At 69.5% G+C, this 26,220-nt stretch carries 12 protein-coding genes and 1 pseudogene; 6 read left to right on the top strand and 7 right to left on the bottom strand.

Annotated elements, in window-relative coordinates:
- Nucleotides 1-603: 603 nt before the first annotated feature.
- Nucleotides 604-8,817: a SpvB/TcaC N-terminal domain-containing protein gene (locus ACFXHB_RS10160; protein ID WP_380573452.1), complete on the bottom strand. Its 8,214-nt coding sequence runs from the start codon at nucleotides 8,815-8,817 to the stop codon at nucleotides 604-606.
- Between the two features lie 213 nt (nucleotides 8,818-9,030).
- Between ACFXHB_RS10160 and ACFXHB_RS10155 the strand changes: the two are divergent.
- Nucleotides 9,031-9,210: pseudogene (locus ACFXHB_RS10155) on the top strand (IS481 family transposase); the annotation flags it as partial.
- Between the two features lie 29 nt (nucleotides 9,211-9,239).
- Here ACFXHB_RS10155 and ACFXHB_RS10150 read toward each other — a convergent pair.
- The 5 genes from ACFXHB_RS10150 to ACFXHB_RS10130 form a co-directional block, all read right to left on the bottom strand.
- The gene (locus ACFXHB_RS10150) at nucleotides 9,240-11,180 is read right to left on the bottom strand and encodes a TniQ family protein (protein ID WP_380573451.1); all 1,941 of its coding nucleotides are present in this window, start codon (nucleotides 11,178-11,180) and stop codon (nucleotides 9,240-9,242) included.
- Nucleotides 11,177-13,066 carry a TniQ family protein gene (locus tag ACFXHB_RS10145; protein WP_380573450.1) on the bottom strand — a complete coding sequence of 630 codons (1,890 nt, stop codon included), beginning with the start codon at nucleotides 13,064-13,066 and terminating at the stop codon, nucleotides 11,177-11,179. The genes ACFXHB_RS10150 and ACFXHB_RS10145 overlap by 4 nt, the downstream gene beginning before the upstream one ends.
- Nucleotides 13,063-14,316 (bottom strand): AAA family ATPase, encoded by a 1,254-nt coding sequence (locus ACFXHB_RS10140; protein WP_380573449.1) that lies wholly within the window; start codon nucleotides 14,314-14,316, stop codon nucleotides 13,063-13,065. Before ACFXHB_RS10140 ends, ACFXHB_RS10145 begins: the two co-directional genes overlap by 4 nt.
- Nucleotides 14,313-16,517 (bottom strand): transposase, encoded by a 2,205-nt coding sequence (locus ACFXHB_RS10135; RefSeq protein ID WP_380573560.1) that lies wholly within the window; start codon nucleotides 16,515-16,517, stop codon nucleotides 14,313-14,315. The genes ACFXHB_RS10140 and ACFXHB_RS10135 overlap by 4 nt, the downstream gene beginning before the upstream one ends.
- 68 nt (nucleotides 16,518-16,585) lie before the next feature.
- On the bottom strand, nucleotides 16,586-17,338 hold the full coding sequence (locus ACFXHB_RS10130; protein ID WP_380573448.1) for a TnsA-like heteromeric transposase endonuclease subunit: 753 nt from the start codon (nucleotides 17,336-17,338) through the stop codon (nucleotides 16,586-16,588).
- An 802-nt stretch (nucleotides 17,339-18,140) separates the two neighbouring features.
- On the opposite strand from ACFXHB_RS10130, the gene ACFXHB_RS10125 reads away from it, so the two are divergent.
- The 5 genes from ACFXHB_RS10125 to ACFXHB_RS10105 all read left to right on the top strand — a co-directional run bounded on the left by ACFXHB_RS10125 (nucleotide 18,141) and on the right by ACFXHB_RS10105 (nucleotide 25,468).
- Nucleotides 18,141-18,455: a trypco2 family protein gene (locus ACFXHB_RS10125; protein WP_380573446.1), complete on the top strand. Its 315-nt coding sequence runs from the start codon at nucleotides 18,141-18,143 to the stop codon at nucleotides 18,453-18,455.
- A 42-nt stretch (nucleotides 18,456-18,497) separates the two neighbouring features.
- The gene (locus ACFXHB_RS10120; RefSeq protein WP_380573445.1) at nucleotides 18,498-23,561 is read left to right on the top strand and encodes a trypsin-like peptidase domain-containing protein; all 5,064 of its coding nucleotides are present in this window, start codon (nucleotides 18,498-18,500) and stop codon (nucleotides 23,559-23,561) included.
- 634 nt (nucleotides 23,562-24,195) lie between these two features.
- Nucleotides 24,196-24,345 carry a DUF317 domain-containing protein gene (locus tag ACFXHB_RS10115; RefSeq protein WP_380573559.1) on the top strand — a complete coding sequence of 50 codons (150 nt, stop codon included), beginning with the start codon at nucleotides 24,196-24,198 and terminating at the stop codon, nucleotides 24,343-24,345.
- 344 nt (nucleotides 24,346-24,689) lie between these two features.
- Nucleotides 24,690-25,103 carry a hypothetical protein gene (locus ACFXHB_RS10110; RefSeq protein ID WP_380573443.1) on the top strand — a complete coding sequence of 138 codons (414 nt, stop codon included), beginning with the start codon at nucleotides 24,690-24,692 and terminating at the stop codon, nucleotides 25,101-25,103.
- On the top strand, nucleotides 25,100-25,468 hold the full coding sequence (locus ACFXHB_RS10105) for a hypothetical protein (RefSeq protein ID WP_380573442.1): 369 nt from the start codon (nucleotides 25,100-25,102) through the stop codon (nucleotides 25,466-25,468). The genes ACFXHB_RS10110 and ACFXHB_RS10105 overlap by 4 nt, the downstream gene beginning before the upstream one ends.
- Nucleotides 25,469-25,606: 138 nt before the next feature.
- On the opposite strand, the gene ACFXHB_RS10100 is transcribed toward ACFXHB_RS10105, so the two are convergent.
- Nucleotides 25,607-26,011: a hypothetical protein gene (locus tag ACFXHB_RS10100; RefSeq protein WP_380573441.1), complete on the bottom strand. Its 405-nt coding sequence runs from the start codon at nucleotides 26,009-26,011 to the stop codon at nucleotides 25,607-25,609.
- Nucleotides 26,012-26,220: the final 209 nt, after the last annotated feature.

The following is a 26,220-nucleotide window of genomic DNA, read 5'->3' as shown; positions in this document are numbered from 1 at the left end:
ATAGCACAAGCAGTCACGGCCGTTAGCCGGCAGCAGCTGGCCGACGGCCGCCGCCGCGCTCGGCAAGGTGAATCGGCCCTTGCACCCACTGGTCGCCGGCCACCCGCTCGACGCCGCCCTACTGGACGAGATCCGGTCCATCGAGCACGTGAGGCTGCACCTCACGGGCGCCGTACTGAGGAAGCGGAGATCCGGGCCGTGTACGCCGCCGCAGATCTGGCCGTCGTCGCCCGCCGGCCGGGGGTGGTCAAGGAATCCGGCCTGGTCACGGACGCCGCACGCCACCATAAGGATGGTCAAGCAGCCGGTGGTCCGGCCTGCGGTGAGATCGTTAGGGCCCGACTCTCAACTTCACCTGCTTCGTCCGCTCGTTGTGTTCCACGACCCGTGCTCGAATCCGCGTTCCCGGCGGGGGAAGCTCGTCGGGAGTGACCGCCACTCCGTCGGGCCTGTACGAGACGATGTCGACGATCGCCGAAACTCCTGGAAAACCTTGAAGCTCCACAAAGACCCCAAACACCACTCGCCGGGAAACTTCGACATCAACGACAGCGCCGACCGGGTACTCTTCTTTTACTTGATTCCACACATCTACTCCGTTCATCATCGGTGCAGCACCCACGGCCGGTAGGCGTTGAGCGCGGTAACGGTGTCGCCCGGAATTTCCAGCTCTGCGCGTGGTCCGCCTTCGTAGGGCTTCTCAAAGCGCTTCCAAATCAAGTCGTAGTCGCTCTTGGGAATGCGAATTTCGATAACACCTCCATTGTATGAACGAGCGTATTCTTCCGCCAATGCACGGTCATTCGGTCCCGCGAAATATGCATAACCATTCATGCCATCCCCGGAGGGAAAGTCTTCCTTCAGGAATCCGCGCAACATGAATTTATCACCCATGCCCGGTTGTGGCGCCTTGTAGATCGACACCATCTCCTCGTCGTCGGTCTTCGTTCCGGGTGCCGGCGGAGGCTGCGGCACCGGCCCGGGTTGGGCTGCGCGCGGGGAGTTGGCGACCGAGTCGTCGGGCGTGTGGGAGTTGATGATGGCGTACACCGTGGCGCCGATCACAATGGTGCCAACGACGACGGCGCCCGCAGGGGTGGCGAGGGCGGGGGCGGCCGGCGCCAAGGGGGCGAGCTGGAGGAGCCCCCCAGTGGGGTCGGTGTAGCGGAGAGGGTTGTTGTGGGTGTACGTGTAGGCGGCGAGGTTGCGCGGCTCGCCGATGCCGCCCGCGATGTCCTTGTCGAGGTAGTCGGGCAGCGCCGGGTCGGCGCCGGCCCACAGCTGGGTCCTCGGGTTGTAGTAGCGGGCTCCGTAGTAGTACAGGCCGGTTTCAGCGTCGAGCTCCTCGCCGGTGAACTGGTACGGCGTGTCCGCCTGCCCGGTCCGCTCTTCCACCCACGTCTCCCCGTAGGGGAAGTACTCCAGGTGCTCGGCGACCGCGCCCTGTTTGTCCGTCACGTACCCGGAGGAGCCGATGTGGTCGGCGTGGAAGAACCACTGGGCGTCCTCGGTCCCGGTGACCGCGACGGTCTTGGTCGTCAGCCTGCTGTCGCCGACGAAGATGTGTTTGTAGCCGGTCGCGTCGTGTTCGCTGTAGTTGCGGTTCGGGTAGAGCGAGAGTCCGTCGCCCTTCTTTACGACGCGGTCGCCCTTGTCGTCGTAGGTGTAGGCGACGGTGGCGTCCGTGCAGCCGCTCGGGTCCTGCGCGACGGTGGCCGTTGCGGTGTCCTGGCTGCAGGCGAGGTGGTTCTCCTCGTCCCACACGAACTGCCGCCGCTTGCCGTTGACGGCGGTGTTGACGGTGTCGGTCAGGTTGCCGTTGGCGTCGTAGGCGTGGGTGATCGGCCCGACCTTGCTGGGCGCGTGCGACTTGGTGCCGTTGTACGCGTACGCGTAGTCGTAGCTGGTCTTGTCCTGGACGTCGGCCGGGTTCGTCGGGTCGTCGACCGGTTCGATCGGGCCGGCCGCCCCGCCGCCCACCGGGAAGGCCGGGGTGCCACCCGTGACCTCGTGGTGCTGGGACTTGCTCGTAGTGTTGTGGATCGAGTCGTAGCCCAGGGTCAGCGTGTACTTGTTGACCCGGTTGTTCTTGTCGGTGTACCGGCCGGACGCGGACGTCAGCCGGTACTGATCGTCGTACCCGTAGGTCTGGGTGCTCGGGCCGCCGATCTCCCCGCCCTGCGGCGCGCTGTTCGCCAGCGCGGTGATGTTGCCGATGTTGTCGTAGGTGTAGCCCAGGTTCTGGAACGGGGTCCCGTTCGGCGCCACCGACTGCAGCGCCGCGAGCCTGCGGTCCTCGGCGTCGTAGGTGTAGGTCGTGCGGACCCCGTTGCCGGTCTGCTGCAGGATCTTCTGCTCGAACTTGTCGTAGTCGAGCCGGTCCAGGTACGTGTAGCCGGTCCCGTTCTTGACCCCGGTCGCGCGTGTGACGTGGCCGCCGGAGTCGTAGTCGTAGGTCAGGACCTCGCCGTCGGGGTAGGTCAGCTGGAGCACGCGGTTGAAGGCGTCGTAGCGCCACGCGGTGGTGTAGGTGCGCGGAGTGCCGCCGGCCGCGGTGATCGTGCGGGTCTCCTTGGTGACCTCGCCCAGCGCCCCGTAGGCGCGGGTCGTCGTCCCGGCCGCGTCGCGGACCTCGGTGACCCGGGAAGCCGCGTTGTCCGGCGCGCCCGGCGCGCCGTAGGCGTAGGTGACGTTGTTGCCCGGGAACGTCGGGTACCGGATGGCCTTGAGCCGCGAGTAGTCGTAGTCGTACTCGACGGACTTGCCCGCGGCCCGGAGGTTCGCGGTGATCTTCGCCGTGATGTTCCCGGCCAGGTCGTAGCGCGTCTCGGTGCGTCCGGCGTCCGGGCTGTCGAACACGGTGCGGCGCCCCAGGCCGTCGTACTCGGCGCGCGTGACGTTGTTCTTGTCGTCGGTGATCGCCGTGACCTGCTTCACCGGGTCGAGTTCGTAGCTGGTCCAGATCGCCGCGGGGCCGTCGAACTCCTTCACCGAGGTGGTCGCGCCGCGGACGTCGGTGTAGGTACGGCGCTGCTTGCCGTTGCCGTCCGTCACCGTCTGCTCGAACCGGGTCGTGCCCGCCCGGTCGGGGCCGAACGCGTACCCGGTGCTGGTGGTGACCCCGTCAGGCTGGACCGTCTTGACCGAACGGTCCAGTACGTCGAAGGTGTCCTTCGTGGGCGCCACGGTGTCGAAGGTGGCGTTGAACGCGGTGTTCGCGGGCCCCTTGGCCTCCGTGACCGGGTAGTACGTCTCCGCCGCGCGGCCGAGGAAGTCGAACTTCAGCCGGCCGGACACCGTCATCACCTGGGCGGGCGCCGCCCCCGGTGCGGTGGCCACCGAGGCGTCCTTCTTCGTCTGCAGCATCCGCTTGAGGCCGTCGGTGAAGGTGACCGTGTCGATGGTGTCCGCGCGTACCCCCGTCGCGGTGCGGTCCAGGTGCTTGGTCGTGGCGTACGGGACCGTCGCCTCTGGGTGGTAGTCGAAGTCGATCGTGGCCTGGCCGCCGCCCGTCTCGTACGGTCCGGTCACCGTGTCCAGGCGGCCGGCGGTGTCGTAGGACATCAGGACCGGCTGGTTGTTCTGGTCGGTGTTGCGCTCGGGCAGGCCGTACTTCAGGTTGTGCGTCGAGGACGACCGGTACCCGAAGCTGTCCACGACGGATTCGATGTGCACGCCGACGACGGTGTCGTAGCCGTACTCCAGCTTGTACCGCTGCCCGGTCGCGTTCGCCGGGCCGGTCACCGACTTGAGGTTTCCGTTCGGGTGGTACTCCAGGTCGGAGACCGCGGAGGTGCTGTCGTCGAGGTACTCGCGGACCTGGCGCACCGCGGCGGTCGCGCAGTCGATGCCGGTCTCGCGGTGGCGCAGCACCGCGCCGGTCGCAGTGGCCTTCTGCCGCAGGACGTTGGCGATCCCGACGATGCCGCGGTCGCGGCAGGCAGGGTCGGACGCGCTGTAGCCGTAGGTGGTCTCCAGGTCGTCCGCGGTGCCCTCGTCGGCCGTGTCGAACGTGCGGACGACGTTGCCGTACCCGTCGTAGGAGAGTTCGGTGGACGTGGATTTGGCTGCGGTGGCCGCGCCTTCGTAGAACTTCTCCTCGGTGCGGGTGAGCTGTGGGAAGACGGTGGCCGTCGGGCTCTTCGGGTCCGCTTCGGTGCCCGAGGAGGTGTCGTGGAGCCGGTAGGTGTTGACCGTCTCGCGGTAGGGGCGGCCCGCGCCGTCCGTGGTCAGCGTGCGGGTGAGCAGGCCGCGGCTGTAGTACCCGTCGGTGCGGTACTCGTTCGTCACCGCGCGCCGCACGGCGTCGCCCGCACCGGGCTCGCGGTCCTCGGTCACGACGCGGCCGAAGCCGAGGAATTCGCGCTCGAGCCGGTCGTAGTGGCCCTGCTCGTAGCGGTAGGTGGTCAGGCGCGTGTCGGCGCCGTCGCCAGCGAGCCCGTCGAACACGGAGGTGCGGGACAGCACCCAGCGGCTCTGCGGCATGTCGGCGGTGTTGCCCGAGCGGGTGTAGTCCAGGTCGATCCGGGCGCCCATCGGGCGGATGACCGAGCGCAGCAGGTTGGTGCGCCCGCTGTTGTTGACCGCGACCAGGAGTTCGTTGTCCCGGGTGGACCTGAGGTGGTCGGCGAGGCCGTCGCCGTTGACGTCGCGCAGGCTGGTTTCGGCCCGGCTGATGCCGGTGGTCGCGTTGGCGCCGGGGTTGAAGACGAAGACGCCGACGGGGGTGGGCAGGCCGACGGTGAAGTAGACGCCCGCGCCGAGACTGGCGTTCTTGTCGACGGCGATCTCGGGGAAGCTGCCGCGCCACGGGGCGGGCGCGGTGAAGCCGGTGCCGGTGTTGACCGCGACCTTGATCGGGTTGGTCCCGTCGGTGAACACCCGGTCGGGGAGGCCGTCGCCGTTGACGTCCGCCATGCTCGCGTTGGTGAACGAGGTTCCCAGCTCGGCGGACACGCCGCCCGCGAAGCCGTAGCGGTCGATGTTGAACCCGAGGTTGACGCCGACGTTGCGGGTGGAGGCGTCGTTGATCGGTCCGGCCGGCCAGGGTTCGCGGGCGGCGAAGGAGTAGCCGAGGTTCAGCTGGGCGTCGCCGTTGGCGAACACCTTGTCCGGCAGCCCGTCCCCGTTGATGTCGATCAGGTCGACGCGGACGTCGGACTCGCCGCCGCCGAGGCTGCCGCCGATGCCGAGCGAGGGTTGGACGGCGCCGGTGGTGGCGGTGTTGGCGCTGGTGCCCGCGTCGGGGGCGGCCATGCCCAGTGCGCTGGCGACGGTGGCGGTCTCGCTGCCCGCAGAGAGCGACACGTTGCCGGAGACGTTGTCCGCCTCGCGGACGTTGCCGCCGAGGGTGCCGCGCGTGGCGCCGAGCGCGCCGGTCGTGTCGGAGAACTGGATCTCCTTGGCGCCCACGACGTCGGGGTAGCCGTCGCCGTTGAGGTCGAGGTAGTCGACCGAACCCGCGGTGATCCCGCCGACCACGGTGCCGCCGAACGGGCCGGCCGCGAGGGTGGCCGACACCTGGCCGGTGACACCGCGGCGCATCACCGTCCGGCCGCCGGCCACGTCGGCGTCGGTGACGACGTCGATGGTGTCCGCGCCGAGGCGGGAACTGGTCGCCATCGCGGCGGTGACCCAGGAGGACTCGTCCTGGGCGGCCCAGCCGCCCTTGGCCGGAACGGGGGCGAACACCGCCAGCCGCGGCATGGTGAGCCGGGGGTTCGCGGCGAAGGGCGCGACGTCCGCTTCCTTGGGCTCCTTGGGCAGTGCGTCCTTGAAGCTCTGGTCCAGTGTGAGTTCGGCCTGCTTGATCGGCTGGGTGGCGCGGTCGCGGTTGCCCTGGTAGCCGATCACACCCCAGCCGCGGTAGGGCTGGGCGAAGGCGCCCTGCCCGACGGAGGCGTGCAGGGCGCTGGGCGCCGGGGTGAAGGCCGGCCAGCTGGAGGTCACGTCGTAGGTGACCGACGCGGACTGCTCGACGAGCGTGCCGAGCAGTTTGGTCTCCGTCGTGGAGTAGTCGATGTAGAGCTCGTCGCCGGCGGTGACCGGCACGGTCAGATCCAGCTTCGAGCCACTGAAGTAGGTGTCCCTGGCCTCGAAGACCCGTTTGCCGACCAGCTGCCCGCCGCGCTTCTTCACCGTGAACGCGATCTTGGCGTCACCGAGGAGCCCGAAGTTGAGGCCGATCTTCGGCCGCACCTTCAACTGGCCGGTCTTGGTCACCTTGTAGGACTGCTGCGGCGCGGCGAGGGTGTCCGCCGGAAACATGTCCATGTCGTACGGCGGGCTGATCACCAGCGTCGGATCACCCTTGGCGTCGACCACCGACTCGACCCCCTGCGCGGCCGTGTAGTGCGCCTTCGGCGCCCAGCTCACCGCCGAGACGTCGATCGGGGAGTCGGTCTTCAGCTTCCACGACATCTTCTCGAACACGCTGACCGGAATGCTCACGTCGATCGCGGAGGTACCGGTCGACGCGGCGGGCAGGACCTTGCGGAACACCTCCGTACCGGCGTGGACGCCGTTGCCCTTCTCGATCACGACGGTCACGTCGTCCGACGTCGCCTTGGACTTGACCACGTCACCGGTCAGCCGCAACGTGCCGCTCACCGGCACGGTCACCAAAGACGGCCTGCCACCGAAGGTGAAGTCCGACGACGCACGGAACACCGTGCTCGCCAACCCGTTCGCGTCCGTGCCGGCCGGCAGACCGGTGTAGGTGATCTCCGGGTCCCACGCCACGGTGTCGTACTTGCCGTCCAGAATGGACTGGGTGCGGAAGTAGAGCGCGTCCCCCTTCTTCACCGGAATCGACGCCACATTGCCCGGAGTGAACTCGGTGTGGTCGTCGGGGCCGATCCGCTGCGCCCAGAGTTCGGCGTCCTTGTGCTGGATGGTGACCCGCACGCCGTCGGCCTTGGTGTAGGCCGCCCGCGCCGGCGAGGGGTCCTGGGTCAGCTGCACGCGGCCGTCCACACGGACGTTGCCGTCGAACGGCGCGACCCAGCGGCGCACGGAGTCCAGCAGCGGCGAGTTGTCCACCTGCTGGTTGAACTGCGCGCTCTGGTCGCCGACGATCTCGCCGGTCACCGCGCCGCCCCCGACCGGCACCGGGGTGCGGGCGGAGTCCGCGCTGTAGGCGGGTTGCCCGTTCGCGTCCAGGTAGCCGAACAGCACGCCGCCGTTGTTCACCAGGTCGGTGATGCCGTCGCCGTTGACGTCGCTGAAGAACCGGTCCGAGGTGGTCGTGGTGCCCACGAAGTCCAGCTGGGCCGAGGTGGCGAGGACGTACGCCTCGACGCCGATGGTGCCGGACAGCGTGCGCTCGGTCGAGATTCCCGGGAGGCCGGTGAGCTTGACCGGCGTGTCGCCGAACTTCGGTTCACCACCCGGTTTGGCCAGATTGGGCCGGTAGAACACCTCGTTGTTCTTGCGGAACACCTTGTCCGGCAGGTTGTCGCCGTTCACGTCGGCCAGCGTCGAGAGGCCGTCGGACTGGCCCGCGCTGAACCCGACCTTCAACCCGACGGAACCCTCCTTGGTCGAAAGTCCCTGCACGTTGTAGCCCGCGAACAGGTGTGCGCCGAAGCCGGCCGACGTGTTCGCCGAGATCGCGCTGGCCTCGCCTTCGCGGATGTTCACCCCGAGGCCGTCGTCCGGCACCGACCAAGGCGCCGCGTCGGCGAAGGCGTTGTAGTTGCCCCACTGGTCGCGCACGTCGTCGAAGTAGTCGAACGTGTGGGTGTTGAACAGCTGGTTGCTCTCGTCGAACTGCGACACCGAGGTGAGCAGCGTCTTGGCGAACGCGCCGGACCGGTAGTTCAGCTCGTAGGCGCGGATCAGCTGGTCGTCGAGCTTGACCTCGATCCGGCGCAGCAGGTCGGCGGTGACCTTCTTGAACCCGTACCGTGCGTCGATCTGTACGTCCCCGCGGCGCGCCTCGCCCCGGTCGCGGTCCCGGACGAAGGTAACCGAGTACCTGCCCTCGGTGTCACCGTGCCCGGTCCAGGTGATCCGCTGCGGGTACAGGGCGCGGCCCGCGACGGTGGCGTTCGCGACCCCGCCGTCGTCGACCCGGACGTGGTGGTAGCGCATCAGATTGTCGTGCGCATCACGTACCTCCCGTGCCGCCCACACCGCGATGTTGCCGGACGCGTCGGCGAGCGAGGTGTCCGGCGCCCCGCCGTAGACGGTACGGGTGCCCTGCTTGTCGGTGACCTCCCACCAGTAGTTCGACGGCTTGTCACCATGCCGCACGATCCGCTCGAACCTGCCCTCGACCCGGAAGTGGAACACCTTCTCCGCCGTACGCGCCTGGAGTTCACCGCGGTGCGCCACCGGGGTGAGTTGCTCCCCGTTCAGCAGGTACGACTCGGTTTCCTTGCCGCTGTCGTAGCGCGGGACGCCCCACCGGGTGTCGACCGTGATCGAGGGCGTGTTCAAGTCCCAGCCCACGCCGGCCCAACCGTTTCCGCCTGCCGAGTTGTAGGCGACCGACAGGTCGGGTTGCAGGCCTCCACGTCCCTTGGGAACCTCGAGCGGATACGCCAGCCGCGCGTCACCGCTGTTGTTCGCCGTCGGGGCCTCGATCAGGTTCACCCCGGCGCCGGGGTCCGCCGCCTTGATGTCCTTGATCTGGTTCGGGTTGAACGATGTGCCCTCGGGCCCCTCCGGCCCGGTGGCCGCAGACCGGGCGTCCGGCACCGTCGCGGCGGCGCTTCGGAACCGCGCGGGCGAGGTCAGCCCGAGAGCGGCGAGGGCCATGATCAGAACGAGGATCACGCCGGTCCGGCCGCGGACCACGCGCTGGGCAGTCATCAAAGGCCCCCACACCATCGGACGGCCCCGGAGCACGACGCCCCCGACGACCGCGACTCCCTGTGGTACTGAACCGTAGAGTGCGAGCCGGGGCGGCGGTGCAGGTTTTCCAGCCAAAGTCAGCCCACGCGGTCACGATCCGACACAGGAGCATCTACCGAGGGTGAACCCCTGGCCACAACGCACCAGCGCGGATCCGGGAACCTGGAGAGGATCTCAGAGGTGCTGGCTACGCCGTCCGGCCGGACGGTGGCCGACGCATTCGTGCGCGCCATGCGACTACACGGGGTCCCGGTCGAGGTGCTCACCGACAACGGCAAGCAGTTCACCGGCCGCTTCACGCGGCCCCGCCCCGCCGGGGTCCTCTTCGAGCGGGTCTGCCGGGAGCGGGGCAAGGCTGCGGGCCGGCGCGCGTGAAGGCGTCACCGGGCAGCAGCCGACACTGCCGTTGTGCCCGTTTCGGCCGTCGCCAGGACGTCGTCGGTGTTCACCTGGAGGTCCTTCCCTCGGTCGCAGGCCGCGCCCAGCAGTGATGCGTAGGTGTCGAGCCGCCGGCGCAGGTGGAGCCGCGCGCCGCAAAGGTGTTCCGCCCGAAGGTGCTTGACCTCCTGGCTGAGCGTCGCGCAGTCGCCGCCGCGGTGCCGAAGTTCGCGCATCAGGGGGCTGTGGACGGGCTCGCCCTGGGTGGCCTCGCTCCACACGAGGACGGTGCCGATGGCCGGGTCGCCGTGCTGGTGGAGCCTGGTCAGGCGGGGGATGCCGCCGGACAGGGCACGCCAGTCCTGGCCGGGCATGCGCCAGGTGGCCAGCCTGCGGCGTCTGGTCGCGTAGTCGACGCGGTCGTCGATGGTGTCGAGGTGGTCGGCGATACGGCCGACCCTGAGTTCGAACTCCGGCCACATCCGGCCGGCTTCGAGGCGGGCGCCGAGAATGCTGCGGAGCTTGGCGGCCGTCCCCGGTGGAAGTCCCAGGATCTCGGCACACCCTGTCCAGGGGACGCCGCAGGCTAGTTCCGCCAGTTTCAGGGACGCCGCGCGGCGAACGGCGCGCGGCCGGGGGCGATGGGCCTGCGGGATGCGGTCGAGGAAGTCCTCGAAGTAGGTGTCGAACCAGGCCTGTGGCAGGTAGGCCGGTACCTCCTGCGCCGAGTAGCGGTGCTTTGGTCCCGGGGCGCGCAGGCTCCGGTGGCCGTGGCTTCCGTAGCTCCTGAGGGCGAGGGCCCGCGCGAGGCGGGGTGAGATGTCGAGCGACCTGGAGATCTGGCCGCTGTACAACGGTGCGCTGCTGTAGGCGGCGCGTATCAGCGGCTGGGCCTGCTCGCGGAGCAGGGTCGGGTCGCGTTCGGCGATCAGGGTGTCGGCGGCGAGCAACAGCGCCGCGCACTGCCCGGAGTCGGTGGGCGCCGCCCGGGCGCCGGTACGTCTGGGGTGCGGTCCGGTGGTTTGCCGTTGGACCAGGGCCGTCAGCGGTCCGGCGTGGGTGTCGAGGAGCGCTTGAAGGCGGGCCGAGGGCAGCAGGTGGGCGCCGAGCGGCCAGCTGAGCCTGATCACGTGCGCGGCCATGATCAGGTCCGCGAAGTACGAGGCGAAGGATGGCTCGTCGCTCCTCACCGTGCCCGGACCGTGGTGGAGGCGCTGGTCGATGGTGCGTTGGACGGCGAGGAGCCGGTCGAGATCCGCCCGAGACAGGTGGGTGGCTTCGTTCTCGCCTGCGGCGTCGCGGCCGTCGATCCAGGCGCCGCACTGGCGGCTGCCATGTCGGACGGAACCCGTGAGGGCGACCTCGTTACGGCACTGCAGCGCGTGCAGGTGCGACGCTCGGGGGCTGTTGACCAGGTTGAGGCGGTCCAGCGTGGCGGTGTTGAGGGGACGGCAGCAGGCCGGACAGATGCTCTCCAGCAGGCGGTGGTGGACCTGGCAGGCGAAGGTCACGGGCAGGTGCCACTGGAGTTTGAAGGCCCCGCCGAGTGCCTGCTGGATCTCGCTGGCATCGCTGTGCAGGCACTTCGGGCAGTAGCGGGTGGAGAAGTCGAGTGCCCACTGGGTTGCGAGTATGACGGTGGTCCGCTGCGGGACCGCGCGTATGGCCCGCAGCGGCGGGTACGGGGTTGCGAACCGTTGCAGTGTCAGGTCGTCGGCCTCGGCGATGCTGAGGCCGGCCGCATGGGCGAAGGCCCGGGCCGTGGTGTCGGGCAGTTCCTGCAGCAGGCCGAGGGGGATACGGCCGGGCCGTTCGGTGAGGCCGCACAGGGTGGCAAGGCGGCTCGGGGAGCGGTCAAGGCGCGTGGCCAGCCGCAGCAGGAAGCCGGGCAGCGATTCGTCGGGCAGCGGGGCCAGGCTGCGGGGCAGCGGCCGCAAGGTCATGGGGTCGCTCCCTGGTCATCGGCCCGTATGCCGCTGTCGCACCAGGCGGCTGTCTGCTGCGTGTAGGCCGCCAGCCGGGTCAGGAGGCGCGCCTTGTCGCCGCGGCGGGCGCCCGTGAGGTAGGTCAGCTCGTGGACGAGGTCGGGGCCGCCCGGCAGCTGCCGTCCCCAGCCGCGGTCCCGGACCAGCGGGCTGAACAGGTGCTCGCCCTCGGTGACCTGGGTCCACACCAGGACCGACGCGCAGGTCCGCAGTCCGGGAGTTGCGTCGAGGCCGGGCAGGCCGTCGGCGAGGTACGCCCAGTGGGCCGGCGGGATGATCCAGTCTTCGAGCGTCGTTCGGCGGCGCTGGTAGTCGATGCGGTCTTCCTGATCGTCGAGTTCGGCGGCGATCGTGTCGAGCCCGAGGAGGAACTGCTGCCAGGCGTGTTCGCCGGCCGTACGCAGGCGGAGCTGCTGAAGGCCGGAGAGGGCGTGGCCGCGTGGGATACCGAGCAGGCGGGCGCCGTCGGCCAGGGTGCCGCCGCCGGTCATCTCGGCGAGCTTGAGGGTGGCGGCCCGCCGCACCAGGCGCGCGTTGTTGCGGCTGGCGACGGTGAGGCGGGTGGTGAAGGGGGCCAGGTGGCGCTCGTACGTAGCGGCCGGCAGGAGCTGGGGGATCTCCTGGGCCGTGAAGCGGCAGGTGCGCGTCGGCACGCGCAGGGCCGCGGATGTGCCGACGCCGGCTGTGGCGTGGAAGCCGCCCCGCTGGACTGCGAGGGCGCGGGCGAGTGGCAGAGAGATCTGTCCGCGCCGGACAATGCCGGCGAAGCGGGTGCGGTCGCGCTCGACGGCCCGTCGTGCCAGTGTCTGGACGGCGTCGCGGGCACCGGCCGGATCCGGGTGGGTGATCAGGCGCTCGCTGAAGGCGAGCAGGCTCGCGCAGGCGGCGGCCGCGGGTGGCGGTCCGATGACGATGCGGCCGTTGTCCCCGTGGGGGCGGTCGGCCGTACGCCGGCGCACGGCGTGGATGTGCTCGTCGAGGGCGTCGACCTGCAGCTGAGGCAGGCTGAGTTCGTCGACGGCGGCCGGCCACGAGATGGTGATCAACTGGCTGGCGGCGATCAGGTCCGGGAAGAACAGCGGCTCGGCGGCGGTCGGCGACGCCAGTCTCGTCCACAGCCGACTCTGGAGATCGAGCAGGACGCCGAGGTCGGTGTCCGGTATCGCGCCCATACCCGGGGCCGCAGAGGTGAGATCGGCACCGCACACGGGCCTGGGTTTGCGGGTGCCGGCGTCCGGCGCGTGGTTGCGGCACTGGCCCGGGTGCAGGACGTGACCGGTCGGGTGCAGGATCAGGGCCGCCCGGCCCTGGACGGACACGTTGAGGGGCCGGCGGCAGCGCGGGCAGAGGTGCTCGAGCAGGCGCTGGTGGCGGGTGCAGGCGAAGACGACCGGCAGGTGCCACGGCAGACGCCAGGAGCCGCCGTGCGCGTCCTGAACCGCTGTGCCGTCTCCTGCCAGGCACGGGGGGCAGAAGCGGCTGGCCGCGGTGAACGCCCACACGTTGGAGCCGAACCGGCCGTCCTGGCGTTCCCCGGCATCCGCGATCGGCGGGTACGCCACCTGGCGCGGTCGCAGCCCCAGTGCTTGCACTTCGTCCGGCGTCAGGCGGGTCGTGGCGGCGAATCGGGCCGCGGACTCCGGCCGCAGGGCCACCAGCAGGTGCGCGGGCAGCTTGACCGTGTGGCCGAGCCGGTAGGGGGCGAGGCCGGTGAGCACGGCGATCCGGGCCGGCGTGCGGTTCAGCCGGTGGGCGAGCCGCAGCAGGAAGCCCGGCAGCGACTCCTCGGGCAACGGGGCGAGACTGCGGGCCAGCGTGCCGGGTGTGCCGAGGGTGCCGGTCACCCCACCGCCCCCGTCGGGCCGTCGTCGTCGAAGACGGTGTTGCGGCCCGGCCGCTTCTTCTTCGGCACCTGCGGGATCTCAGGCTGTTCGCCGGAGTCGGCGTCCAGGTCGGGCAGGTCGGTGGGGCTGAGCGTGCACCGTTGCAGGAGGTCCACCGTCAGGTGCTCGGCCCCGGTCTCCATGGCGTGGCGGCAGCCGGTCTGGATCAGCTTCTCCAACAGGCCGACGACACCGTTGGTGCGCCGGAACAGGTACTCGGGCATACCGCCGTCGGTGAGCATGCCGTCGGTGTCGTTCAACAGCCGCAGACAGCTCTCCAGGCCCCGCAGGTGCGCGGTCCAGGCTTCGATCTGCGCGGGGGTGTCGTAGCTGAACGCATCGAGGTCGATCAGCTCGAAACGGCGTTCGTGCTGGGTCGCGGCGTCGGCGTTGGGGCTGCGGCCGCGGTCCTTGACCGGCGGGAAGAGCCACTGCCTGGTGACGGGGTCGCGCCGGCCGTCCCGCAGCAGGCCGGAGGTGGGGATGCCGACCCCGACGAGGATCAGGGTGACCGGCATGCTCATCATCTCGCGGATCAGGTCCAGTACGTCCTGGTCCGCCTCGCGGTGGAGCTTGAGCCTCGTAATGTCGTCGATCACCAGCGCCCTGGTGGCATGGTCGGCGATCGCGGCTTTCACCGTGCGGACGAGGTCCTCCAGGCGCATCCCCTTGTAGTCCTCGCCGTAGAAGTCGAGGATGCGCTGGCAGGTGGAGATCGGGGTGGCCTTGACCGGGCACCGCACGTACGCGACCGGGGCGAACAGGTCGCGGGTGCCGGGCATCGCGTCCGGGTTCACCTGCTGGTTCAGGGTCAGCCACTCGTCCTCGAACGCGGCCACCGCCTCGCACACGGTCTCGGTCTTGCCCTGGGCGCCGCCGCCGTTGACCATCACCCCGGTACGGGTGCCCGACTTGTGGCTGAACGCGCCGTCCTCGATCCGCGTGCGCACCAGCCAGGCGACGGACTCGCTCATCGGGGTGGCCTGAACGGGCAGGCTGCTATGGGTGGCCAGGCGGTGCAGATCGTAGATGCGGCGCTGGCGCTTGCCTAGCCGCTCGTACTCCTCGCCCGACAGCACCGGTGCCGGGACGAAACTCGTCCGGGTGGTGCGCCAGCGCGTCCAGCCGTCGTGCCGGGTGCGATCCAGTGGCGGCCCGGGCAGGAACGTGGCCGCGCCGGCCCACGGTGGTGTGCTCCCGGCGCCGCTCACAGTTCTCCCCCGGTGTCCTGGTACTCGTCGTCGTCCGGCAGGGCGAGCAGGCTGCGTTCGCGCAGCCGCTGCCCGAGTGCCGGGGGCGGAGCGGGCCGCTCGGGCACCGCGTCCTGGCGCCGGCGGCGGCGCTCGTCGTCCACCGCCGCCTGCCCCTGCCGGGCCCGTTCCCGCCACCGCAGCGGCACCACGGTGGCCGCATCCTCGTTCGCTGCCCGCCAGGCGGCGCCGGTTGCGCCCGGTGGACGGTCGGCGGCCGCCGCGGCCGCCTGTGCCACCTCGCGGGCGTGCTCAGTGCGCCGGCCTTTGGCCAGCCGGGTCGGCCACTGCTCGACGGGGATGTGGCCGCCGATCAACTCAAGCAGGAGCGGCAGCAGTTCCGCATCGCGCTTCGGGGCCAGGCCGCGGCTGCGGACCTCGCGCATGACCTCGCGCACCCGCGCGTCGCCGAACGCGGGCACCTCGCCCTCCTCCGGCAGGCCGGTCCAGCGCAGGGTGTGCCAGTCGTGGGTGCGCGGGTCCTGGAAGAACACCAGGCACGGGTCGCGCGGGTCGCGCTGGAAGACGTACTTGTTCTTCGCGGTCCCGCCCCGCCCGGAGAGCGTGAACCGGTAGGGGTCCAGCGCGACGCCGTCGTACCAGAGGTTCTTGATCTTCACGCCGCGCTTGCCGTGGATCATCACCCGGTGGGTCGGCAGCAGCTGGTAGTACAGCTCCGGACGGGGGATCTGCAGCGCGAAGCCGCCCTGCGCCATCGAGGCCGCAAACAGACTATTGGGGCTGTGGTCACCGGCCGGGTCCCAGCTCGGCGCATAGGTCCCGAATCGACGCCGCTGCCACACCGAGACGACCCAGGTGGCAACCAAGTGCTCCATCTCGGCCACGGTCAGGACGGCGTCGCCCTCCGGGTCCACGCCGCGGTCGGCCGCGTCCACCCCCTGGTAGCCCGGCAGGATCCTGAACAGCAGGGACTGGATGGCCCCGAACGCCCTCTCCACGGCCTGCTTGTCGGTCGGACGAAGGACCCGACTTGGGCGGATGTTCGCCCCGATCACCCGCTGGACCTCGATCAGATGGTGGTTCTTGTAGACCGAGCCGTGGTCGGTCGTGACAGTCTCGGGGGCGAAGAACGGCAGGCCCGCGACCTTGTGCCCGGCGAACTCGGCCACCAGCGTGGCCGGGACACCAGGGTAGGCCCACTCCATGTCCTCACCCCAGTCCGGCCGCATCGGCAACGGCATCATCACGTCCCGCAGCACCATGGCCACGTCGACCGAGGTGTCGGAGACCAGCGTCAGCCGGAACGCCACGATCGAATGCGTGTACACATCCAAGGCCAGCGTCAGGTGGACGGACACCGGGTCGCCGAAGACGTTCTCGCGGACCTTGACCGGCAGGATCGTGGTGTCGAGCGCCACCACCTGGCCCGGCCGGTGGACCACAACATGCCTGCCCGTCGCCACCTCCTGGGCGCGGGCAGCCGAGCGCAGATACCGCTGCCGTGCTCCGCCGGAGCCGAACCACTCCTTCCACACCGTCCGCAGCGTCGTGTAGCTCGGCACCGGCTCGTCGAGGCCGAAGGTCTCCCGGACATACTGGTGGATCAGACGCTCCCGGTCCTTCGCGCTGAGCTTGGAGCGGTGCAGCGTCTCCGCCTGGACCGCGAACAGCGCTTCCCGCACCGCCGGTGAGATCCGGCGCCCGGTCGCCTCGCGAAGCCATCGGTCGTCCGCCAGGCCGACCGGGCCGAACCGGCGCCGGGCCATGTCCCAGCGGATCAGCGTCCGGTAGCCGACCCGTTTCAGGCCCAGCGCGGCGGCCTGGTCGGGGTTCTCGACCGCGGCCAGGCGCAGTTCCTCCGCCTTCGCCTGCCGGCGCTGCGTCAGCGTGGTGGCGTCCGGGTCGTACTGCGGACGCGGTTCGGCCGGCCCCGCCAGCAGCGCGTCACCGCTGAGGAAGCCGGTCTCTACCTCGTGGAGGTGGGCCAGCCGCAACAGGGTCAGCCGCTGCTTCTCCGGCGTCAGGTCGGTCATCGTCTTCGGCTGGCGGCCCCGGCTCGCTGCCGGCAGGTCCCTGCGCGTGCGGGTCGACTGGCGGCACCCGGGGTGATGCATCAGCTCCCGCACCGAGGTGTGCCAGGAAGGCCCATCGGCCGGGACCAGAACCACCTTGCCCACCTGGGGCTCGAACGTCTCCACCATCCACTCGGCACCGTCGATGATCAGCTCGTTGCCGGGTGCCAGATCCCAGGCAGCCGCGGCGGGTGCCGTCACCGCTCTCCTCCGCGCAGGTGGTTGCCCAGCGCCAGGCGGACCGGGCTCGTGTCGGTCAGCGGTGCGGACATGTCGATGCCCAGATTCCGGTGCCACAGCAGGTGGAGAGCGTGGGCCCGGGCGATCGCCGGGTAGCTGCACTGCTCGACCAGCTCGCCGAACGGGAACGGCCCCAACTCGGCGGCCCGGATCAACTCGCCCTGGAGGCCGAGGTGATCAGTCAGCTCCCGTCGGCCCGCCGACAGAGCATCGACGATCCTCACCACGTGGCTGCGCCAACCGGTCACCAGGCTGTAGTTCCAGCCCACGGCCAGCGCGGCCTCGGCCGCCGCCGCGAACCTCACCTCGTCCTCCGGGCGGATGCGCCCGGCCGGCCGGACATCCAGCAGCCACGGTCCCGAGCCGGTCAGTAGCAGGAAGTCCGGGGTGTGCTCGCCCCTCCCGCCGTCCGCGGTGAGGAACCGAAGGCGGAAGGGCTGGGCCAGCGCCTCCTCCAGATCACCCGCGAAGTCGGCTAGGAGGAGCAGCAGCTCCTCCTCGAAGCTCTCGAAGCCGTGGTGCCGGTCGGTGCTGACGAGGTACTCCAGGCCCGGCCTGTGCCACTGGCCCGTTCGCCACGTGAAGCGACGAACCGGTCGGCTCTGTACCGCTTCGACCTCGCCGAGGTTCCGGACCGAACAGGTGACCGGGGTACGGCCGAAGCGCCATGTCGCGGTCCACCGATCGCTCCAGCCGGTGGAAAGGCTCAACGTCTTCCTGAAGGCGCCGAACCCCGGGTGAAGAAGGGCAAGGTCTCCCAGAGCACAGACATCGGACCACAGGCTGGTGCTCGCAGCCGCCTCCACTGAGAATCCGCCGGGCAAAGTCGAGACCACGCCCTCTCGCCTTCCGCTGCGAGCCAACAACGTGAGACGGAAGCTACGGGAGGGCGCCCAACCATGGATCGGGTTTCCGAGAAACCCGGCGTTCCACACCCCAGCCCTGCTACGTACGGCGTGTACGCAAGTGGCAAAAAGACCTGTCGGTCCCGCCGCCACAGGACCGATAGCAACTGACACCTCCGCAGGTCAGCATACTTCGTAGGTGACCTCTATGGCAGGCGGTCGCATCCCCTTCGGCTACAGCCTTTGGTTGACACAAACCGTCCGTAGTTGGCCCCACCACTCTCGTCAGCCAACTGTCGAGGTCGTGAATCGGTTGTGGCGGTCGGGTATACCGGCCGCCCGCAGGCGACAGTAGGTACAGGTTGACCCAGTGTCGCGGTACTCCTCGACCGGGATAGGGGTGACGCCGGGACGCATACGGTCGGTGTGGAGCAGGCCGTCGAGGTGGTTGCCTGGGCGACGGGTCGGGCCAGGCCAGGTCGCGCCCGCCGCCGCTGCCAGACGCGGTGGTCGAACCTCTACACCACACGCCTGCACACCTCTGCCGGGACTGGCGTGGCACAACCACGTTGGGCAGACTGCTATCTGATCGGCCGCCACCTTGAGCTGCCGAGACCGGATCCGGGGCTGCAATGGTCACCCCCGGCAGGTGAGACGGGAATACAGGATGACGGAGATTGGGCTGGCATCGGCGATCGAGGAGCTGCGGCAGGAACTGTACCTGGCCCAGGACGCGGGAGCAGGGCAGCAGCTCGCGTTCGAGATCGAGGAGGCCCAGCTGGAACTGCTACTAGAGTTGCGTAACGAGGGCCGCGCCGACGGGAAGTTGAAGTTCGGCGTGGCGACAGTAGGAGCCAGCGGGTCGACGGGGTCGACGCGCACCCACAAACTGACCCTCAAGCTGAAGGTCAGGGACCGAGCCACCGGTGGCGGGCAAGCTGAGGTAGGGGCACAAGAGACCGGCTCCTGGGACGAGGACTGACCGAGACGCGGCACCGACCAGGTCCAGAGTTGAGACGAGCGCGTGGACGAGCGCAGGCTGGCAGACATCCGATGTGATGGTACGGGCCGCCGCAAGGCAGGGTCGGGCTACCTCGTTGCGCCCCGGTTGGTGCTGACCGCACGCCATGTCGTCGTCGATGACGCTCACGAACTATGGCCGAGGATTGTCGTTCGAGTGGGCCACCCGCGGGCCGGGGCGGTCGAACGCCGAGTGGGCACTGTCTGCTGGACCGACCCTGGTGGCCGGGATGCGGCCCTGTTGCGCTTGGATATGCCCGTTGACGTGCCGGGAGTGGTGCGCTGGGGGCGTGCGGTCGGCACTGCTGCCTTGCCGTACACCGGTTTGGGCTATCCTCTCCAGACCAGGACCGAGGAGGGACGTCGCCTGGTCGAGCACCTGCACGGCGTACTCTCTCCGCTGTCCGGGGGCGAAGGCGTACATGACCTCTACGTGCTTGACCAGGGCGCTGCCCCCCGCTTACGGGACGACAATCGGCAGGCTTGGGGCGGAGTCTCGGGATCGGCGGTCTTCTGCCAGGGACAGCTTGTCGGCATCGTCGTTCACGACGATGAGGAGCACGAGAACCGCCGTCTGCACGCCTTGCCGGTCCGCACGTTCGCCACTAGCCCGGAGTTCGTCGAGGTCCTGGAGTGGTACGGGGTAAGGGCCCCCGTTTTGGCGGCGGTGGGGGTGCGGCCGGCGGTGCCTTCCTCCGGCTACCGCTTGGAGGTTCGGGAGTTCGCTGCGGCGGAGCGCTTCGAGGGCCGCGTGGACGAACTGGCCGAGATGGCGGCCTTCTGCAGGGAACCCCCCAAGCTACCGGACGACGCGGGCGCCTACTGGCGGTGGCTGGCCGACCCCTGGTCGGGGAAGACGACACTGCTGGCGCAGTTCATGCTGGATCCCCCACCGGGCGTGCATGTGCTCGCCTTCTTCATCAGCCAACGCCATGGGGGGAACTCCGACCGCGCAGCCTTCCTTGCCACCTTCCAGCGCCAGTTGCGTGAGTACCTGGAGGACCGCGAGTTCGAGTGTGCGACCCAAGGGCAGTTCATCGACGGACTACGTCGGGCAGTCGAGCGTGCCGAGGAAGACGGCTGCCGACTGGCCCTGTTGGTCGACGGTCTTGACGAGGACACCGGGGTTATCAGTGCCGTCTCCGGCCACAGCATCGCTGCACTGCTGCCGAGGCAGGTGCCAAGCGGGTTACGGATCGTGGTGGCTGGCCGGCCCAACCCACCGGTGCCCGGCGACGTCCACCCGGGCCATCCGCTGCGGGACCGGGCGATCGATCACTGGTTGGCGCCGTCGCCAGCGGCCCAAGTGGTGCGCGAGGAGGCGGAGCGCAGCCTAGACGCCCTGCTGACCGGCGGCGGCCTGGGTCGCGAACTGGTCGCCCTGATCGCGGCCGCCGGTGGTGGTCTGAGTGCGGGGGACCTCGCCGAACTGACTGAGGAGTCGACGCGAAATGTCGAACTGATTCTCGGGGGGGCGGCTGGCCGAGTCTTCCAGCGCCGCGTCCCCCAGTGGCCCACAGCCAGCCATGATGCCGTTCTCTTCTCCTTCGCGCACCAGGAGCTCCTCACCAGTGCCTGCGACTTGTTGGCCCCTGCCACCCTCCACGCTGCCCGGGAGCGCATTCACGCGTTTGTGGCGTGCTTCTCCGAGGCCGGCTGGCCGCTGAAGACCCCGGAGTACGCGCTGCGCAGCTACTCCCAAATGCTCCGCACTCAGCGCGATGCGGCGCGGATGGCCGACCTGGTCGTCGACACACGCCGCCACGAACGCCTTTGGCGCCGCAGCGGCGGACATCAGGCGGCACTTGACGAGATCACCGCAGCCTTCAATCTTCTACTGACACCGGACGACGAAGCTGGCGTGAATGGTGCCATGGGCCCGGACGGGCCGGATCCGGCGCTCGCACTGCGCCTGGCGATGTGTCGGGACACCCTCTTGGACGAAAGCACCGAAGTCCCGGAGAGGCTACTGGAGGTGTGGGTCCGGGTGGGGGCGGTGGACCGGGCGCTGGCTCTGGTGGGGAGCCAGCGCGCTCCGGGGAGCAGAGCGAGGGGGCTGGCCGAGATCGCGCAGACGTTGCTGCTCCTCGGTTACGGACAGGCGGTGCGCCCTGTACTGGTCGAGGCGGAGACGGCAGCCAGGGAGGCAGGGGACAACGGCGGCCGTCGTGGGCTGCTGGAATTCCTCGCGCAACTCTTCGCTCTCATCGGCGACAACGACCACGCGGTGGCCCTGGTGGGCGCTGTTGCCACGGCTGAGCGGCGGTTGGTCGCGTTGGTCCGAGTGATCCGGGTTCTGGCCTGGTCCGGGTGCTACGGGGAGGCCATCGCTCTCGCGGACACCATCCCCGTCCCGGACAACGATACGGACGTTCTGGGAGTGAGCAGCATGGTGCTCACTCTCGCGGGCAAACACCGGGAGACGGAGGCGGCCGCGAGCGTCGTCAACATCCCCGCGACGCGCGCCCTTGCGCTGTCCTTTGTCGCGGGGGGCCTGGCTGGAGAAGGCCGTCAACCAGAGGCCCTCGAGGTGCTGGCTGGCATCGCCGTCCCCGAGGATCAGGTAGTTGTGCTGGTTGCCATGATCCGGTGCTCGGTGGAGGCGGGGCTGAGCCAGCAGGCTGTCGGCTTCGCGCGCCGACTAGCCGACGTGGTGAGGTCGTCCCGCAAACGCGGTTGGCGGGACGACCTCCTGGCCAAGGTCTCCCACCTTGTGGCCCTCACAGGCGAGTACACCCCTGCCGCGGATCTCGCCAGCGGAATTCACGACCGTGAATACCGGACCGTGGTGATGCTCGACATCGCCTGCCTGCGGGGCGAGGCGAGCGAACTCCGGGAAACCGTCGAAGTGGTCCGCCGGCTCCCTGATGTCCGCTCGAAGGCGTCCGGGTTGATCACGCTTGCCGTCAGACTGGCCGAGGCAGGTGAGGACCAGGAGTCCGTTGCCCAACTCCTCGACGAGGCCGCAGAGATGTCCCACCTCGTTGACGACCGCGAGATGCGGGTCCTGATGCTCGCCGAGATCGCCGCGGGCGCGGCCCGCACGGGGCAGGAGGAACGGGCCGCGGCCTTTGCCACTGACGCGGTGCTCTGGGTGCGGGAGAGCACCGACCGCCTCAAGCCGTCCGAGATCTCCTCGGCGCTGGGTGATCTGATCGAGGCCCACCAGTACGAGCAGGCCGTCGCGATGGCCGCTGCTGTGCCAACTGTCGAGGACCGGGATCGAATGACGACCGAGCTTGTCCCTCTCTTGGCTAGGGCTGGTCATGAGCAACGGTCCGCCGATCTGGCCCTCGCCATCACCGACCCGGAGTGGCGGGACGATGCCCTAGCGGACATCACAAGCGTCTTTGCCGAGAGCGGACGGTTCGAAGAAGCGCAGGCACTGGTTCGCATCATCGCCGCCCCGGAGGCCAAGGCCTGTGCGCAGCGAGCCATCGCCCTCGCCCTGGCGGAAGTGGGCGAGCTCGAACGGGCCGCAGAACAGGCTCTCGCCATCATCGACCACGAGGAGCGGGACGAAGTCCTCATTCAGGTCGCCGCTGTCCTTGCCGAGTCCGGCGGCTTTCAGCAGGCTACCGATCTCGCCTACGCCGCTGCGGCGGCCTCTCGGAGGCCCAGCAACCCGGACCGGCGAAATCGCGAGCTTACCGTCCTGACAGTCGCGATGGCCGAGGCCAGGCTGAGCGATTTGGCAGTGAGGACGGCCCGGACCATTCCAGATTTCCTCGAACAGCTCCCGGAGGCGGGTCAGGTGCTGAGAGCGCTCGTACGGGATGGACACGACACCCAGGCTCTCGCCCTCGTCCGCGATGCGGCTGCGTCCGACCCGCACGACGTCGCAGAAGCACTGGCCAGCATCGCCAAGTGGATGGCCGAGGAAGGAAGGCATATCGAGGCAGCTGCGGTGGCCCGACAGACCGCCAAACTAGCCTGTGGGCTCAATGACCCGAAGACGCGGGACGACATGCTGGCCAGCATCGCCGAGGTGCTCGCTGAAGCTAACCAGGATCGGGAGGCCATCGAGCTCGCCTTCTCTATCGTCTCTGCTGACGAGCAGGAACATGCCCTGCTCAACGTGATCTACTCGCTTGAGCGGAGGAGCCGACACCGGCAGGCAGCCAACCTGGCGCGCACGGTCCCGGATCCCCTGTCCAAGACATCAATCCTTGCCTACCTAGCCCGTACCGCAGCGCAGAGCGGCCGGCTCTCCGAGGCCGATGAGTTGGGCGCAGAGGCTCTGGCGTCGGCCGACTCTCTCCCCTCGTCCGCCAAACGGGACGACTTCTTCAAGGAACTGGCCCGGGCCTTCGCCCACACCAGCCGACACCGCGAGGCGGCCGACCTCGCCCGCAGGATCTCCGATGAGGACGACCGGCTGTCAGCGCTGGCCGAGACCGCCGCCATCCTCGCACAGCATGACCACCACGAGGAGGCTCTCAACCTGGCAGAGCAGATCACTGACCAGGTGGAGGGGATCACTGAGAAGTACGCGCGTCATAGCGCTCTGGCCGCCCTGGCACGCGTCTCGGCTCGCATCGGGCGATACCGGCAGGCCTTCGACCTCGCCACAGCCATTTCCGACGAGCCCCGTCAAAGATCAACACTGGTGGAGATCGTCAGTTTTCCGATCGCCGCGGGCAGGCACCGGGAGGCCGTCGATCTTGCCACATCCTGCGATCACCCGGAGACCGCCGCCGAGGCACTGAGCGCGGTCAGCCGGTTCCTGAGCGATGCGGGCAGGTACCAAGAGGCCATGGACGCGGCTGCCTCCATCCCCGGCGGCCAGACCAAGAGCAAGGCCTTGCGCCGGGTTGCGCGGGCCATGTCCCGAGCAGGGCTGAACCATGAGGCCATCGTCCTCGCTCGCACCATTGCGGAACCGGAGCACCGGGCAAAAGCCCTGGCAGCTGTGGCTGCCGCAGACGGCCTTTCGAAGCGTGAGCGCGGACTGCTGCTAACCGAGGCCCTGGCCACCACCGCCTGGGAAGAGCTGATCAAGGCCGTCGGCCGCGTAGCGCCATCTGCCCTCTCCAGGGCTGCACTCTCGGTCCTCGAGGAGGATTGAGACTAGGCGCCCGTGCACCCCAGCTCCGGTTGACCCTGTTCGCGGGCCGCACTCACACGGGACCAACCACGCCAGCGCGTGACCTTAGCGGCTGGCCTGACCCGGCGCTTGGCCCGGCCACGCCCTTCGCGAGCATGAACCGGCCCGTTGCCGCCTCGGCCAGCCACCCGCGCACTGTCAGCCGCTTCGCCTTCGACCGCAGCCCCCAATCTTCGCGGGCACCGGGTCCAGGCCGAAGCTCCAAACCCCGGCGAACCGCTAAGCACGAGCGCTGTCGCCCAGACCGGGCTGGTGCTCGCAGCCGCCTCCACTGAGAATCCGCCGGACAACGTCGAGACCACGCCCTCTCGTCCGCCGCTGTGAGCCAACAACGTGAGACGGAAGTTACGGGAGGGTGCCCAGCCGGAGATCGGGCTTCCGAGAAACCCGGCGTTCTACACCCCAGCTCTGCTACGTGCGGCGTGTACACAAGTGACAAGAAGACCTGACAGTCCCGCCGCCACAGCGCCGACAACAACTGGCACCTCCGCAAGTCAGCATGCTTCATAGGTGACATCTATGGCAGGCGGTCGCATCGCCGTGTACCCGGGTCTACGTCGGCTACCAGCCGGACAACCGGCACGTCGCCACGTGGATCATCGCGCTGGACGGCACCGCGCGGCAGCCCGGCTGGCGGGGCACCTTCGACCGGCACACTCCCGCCGAGCTGGTCATCGGCTTCCTCACCGATCTGGTCAACCGTTCCACCCTGCGACCGTCGACCACCGCCTCGTCGGCCTCCTGAAAGGACGCGCCATCCCCCGCACCCCCCGTCTGTCCGCCCGTCGCCGCCTCGCCTTCGCCGAATACCTGATCAGCGCCGCCGCTGCGGGCCTGGTCTTCCACACGCTGCTCGTCACGGAGCACGCCGCAACCCGCGTCGGCCTGCTGCTGATGGCTCTCCAGCTGCTCGTCGCGCGAGTTCTGCTCGTGCGTGTTCCGGCCGTTGCCGAAGTCTCCGGCCGGATTCCCCGGCAGCGCTGCCCGCACTGCTGACCAGCGCCTCCCTCGCACGCCGCCGCGCCCCGGCCCGGCGGCCCAGTCATCGACGCGCACCTCGCGTCGAGCACCGCGACCACGGAGGCCCCGTTGGAACCCGAGACCCTCGACCTGCGTGGCGACCGCGTCGGCGGCATCGCCCGCGCGTTCGGCACCGCCTACGGCCCCACGAACAGCGCCGGGGAGCGGACCCGCTACCACGTGCTGGCCTATCTCGCCCCGTCCGACCGCTACCTGTTGGCCGTCGGCGGCATCGACGGCGGGCACGGGCGGCCACACCCCCGCGAGGGCTACTGCGGGTGGAGCACCACCGCCCAACTCGCCGAACTCGTCGTCGCCCACCCGGTCCGCGCCGACGGTGGAGGCCGCACCTTCTGCCACCACCACGTCGTCCCCGGAACACCCGACCGCCCGTGCCGGGTCTGCCGGATCCGCCCGCCCCGCACCGGCTGCGACTTCTTCTCCCAGTCCCGCTACGCTCCACTGCCTCAGGAGGCTCCGTGACCACCAACCCGAACATCTCCCGCCGTGGCCTGCGCCGCGTGGCGGTCGTGTTCATCCCGCTCACCGCTGTCTCGGGCGCTGTCGCCGTCGCGGCGGGTCTGCGCCACGACAACGCCTGGGCCGCCGTCGAACTGACCGCGTGCGGGGTGTCCGCCTTCGCCCTCTACCGCGTGAGCAGATGGCTTGACGCCGACGCCGACCGAGCGGTGCTCGCCGGGCTGGCCTCCGGTACGGCCGCCCCCGACGAGCTTGCCGCCGACCTTGGCCTGCGGGTCGCGGTCGTACGGCTCAGCCTCACCCGGCTGCTGAACTCCGGACTGGTCGAGAAGGACGAGCGCGGCTTCGTCCACCTCCTCGACCGGTAGGCGCGGCGCCCTTCGGGGCAACGACGACGGGGCGGCGCCGCGATTTCTCGCGGTGCCGCCCCGTCGTCGTTTCGCCGAGTCCACCGAAGCCAGCCACCAGGACAGTGCGAGCGCCGGCGGCGGCTACGGCCCGCCGGCTCAGTTGAGGTACAAGCCCGCCCAGGCTCCGTCGTAGCCGGTCGAGGCCATCGCCGTCTCGAAGTCGTCCCAGGCGGTCTCCGGCGCCGAGAAGTGCTGCTCGAAGTACTCGACCGTCAGAGCCTCCTCCAGCCACTCGTGGCCGCAGCGGCAGCGCACGAAGACGTGCTGGCGGACGTTGAGGAGCAGCCAGTCACGGCCCGCCTTGCACTCCTCGCAGAGGATGACGGTGCCGCGGGGGTTCAGCTCGTCGTGGTGCGGGACCGCCCGGATCACGGGCTTGTCCGGCGAGAGCGTGGGGAAGTCGGGAATCGAGAGCTCAATATGATCGAGCGGCGGCAGGTCAGCCGGCTCGAGCGGGTCGTTGGAACCCTGGCCGCGGTGAGGTCTCGGCGAATCCGACAAGTACAGCCCTTTCGTAGAGATGCCAGGTCTAACCGGGCCAGGGTCGAATTTATTCCCGATTTGGCGGTTTGTTATCCAGTCGTGATGCGCCTGGGTGGGGAGATTCGTCACCGATGTGACTGAGCGCTTCACTTGGCGGATGAGCGGTTGACTTGGCGAGTTGAGCGCTTGCTGTCGATGACGGCAGCGAGTCGGTCGGCGTGGTCGTC

Source organism: Kitasatospora sp. NPDC059327, assembly GCF_042752535.1.
GTDB lineage: Bacteria > Actinomycetota > Actinomycetes > Streptomycetales > Streptomycetaceae > Kitasatospora.
This window is presented reverse-complemented; position numbering and strand designations above follow the sequence as displayed.

Coding starts and splice junctions, on each gene's coding strand:
- ACFXHB_RS10125 (WP_380573446.1), top strand. CDS start 18,141: ATGACGGAGATTGGGCTGGCATCGGCGATCGAGGAGCTGCGGCAGGAA.
- ACFXHB_RS10150 (WP_380573451.1), bottom strand. CDS start 11,180: ATGACCTTGCGGCCGCTGCCCCGCAGCCTGGCCCCGCTGCCCGACGAA.
- ACFXHB_RS10160 (WP_380573452.1), bottom strand. CDS start 8,817: ATGACTGCCCAGCGCGTGGTCCGCGGCCGGACCGGCGTGATCCTCGTT.
- ACFXHB_RS10135 (WP_380573560.1), bottom strand. CDS start 16,517: ATGGTGGAGACGTTCGAGCCCCAGGTGGGCAAGGTGGTTCTGGTCCCG.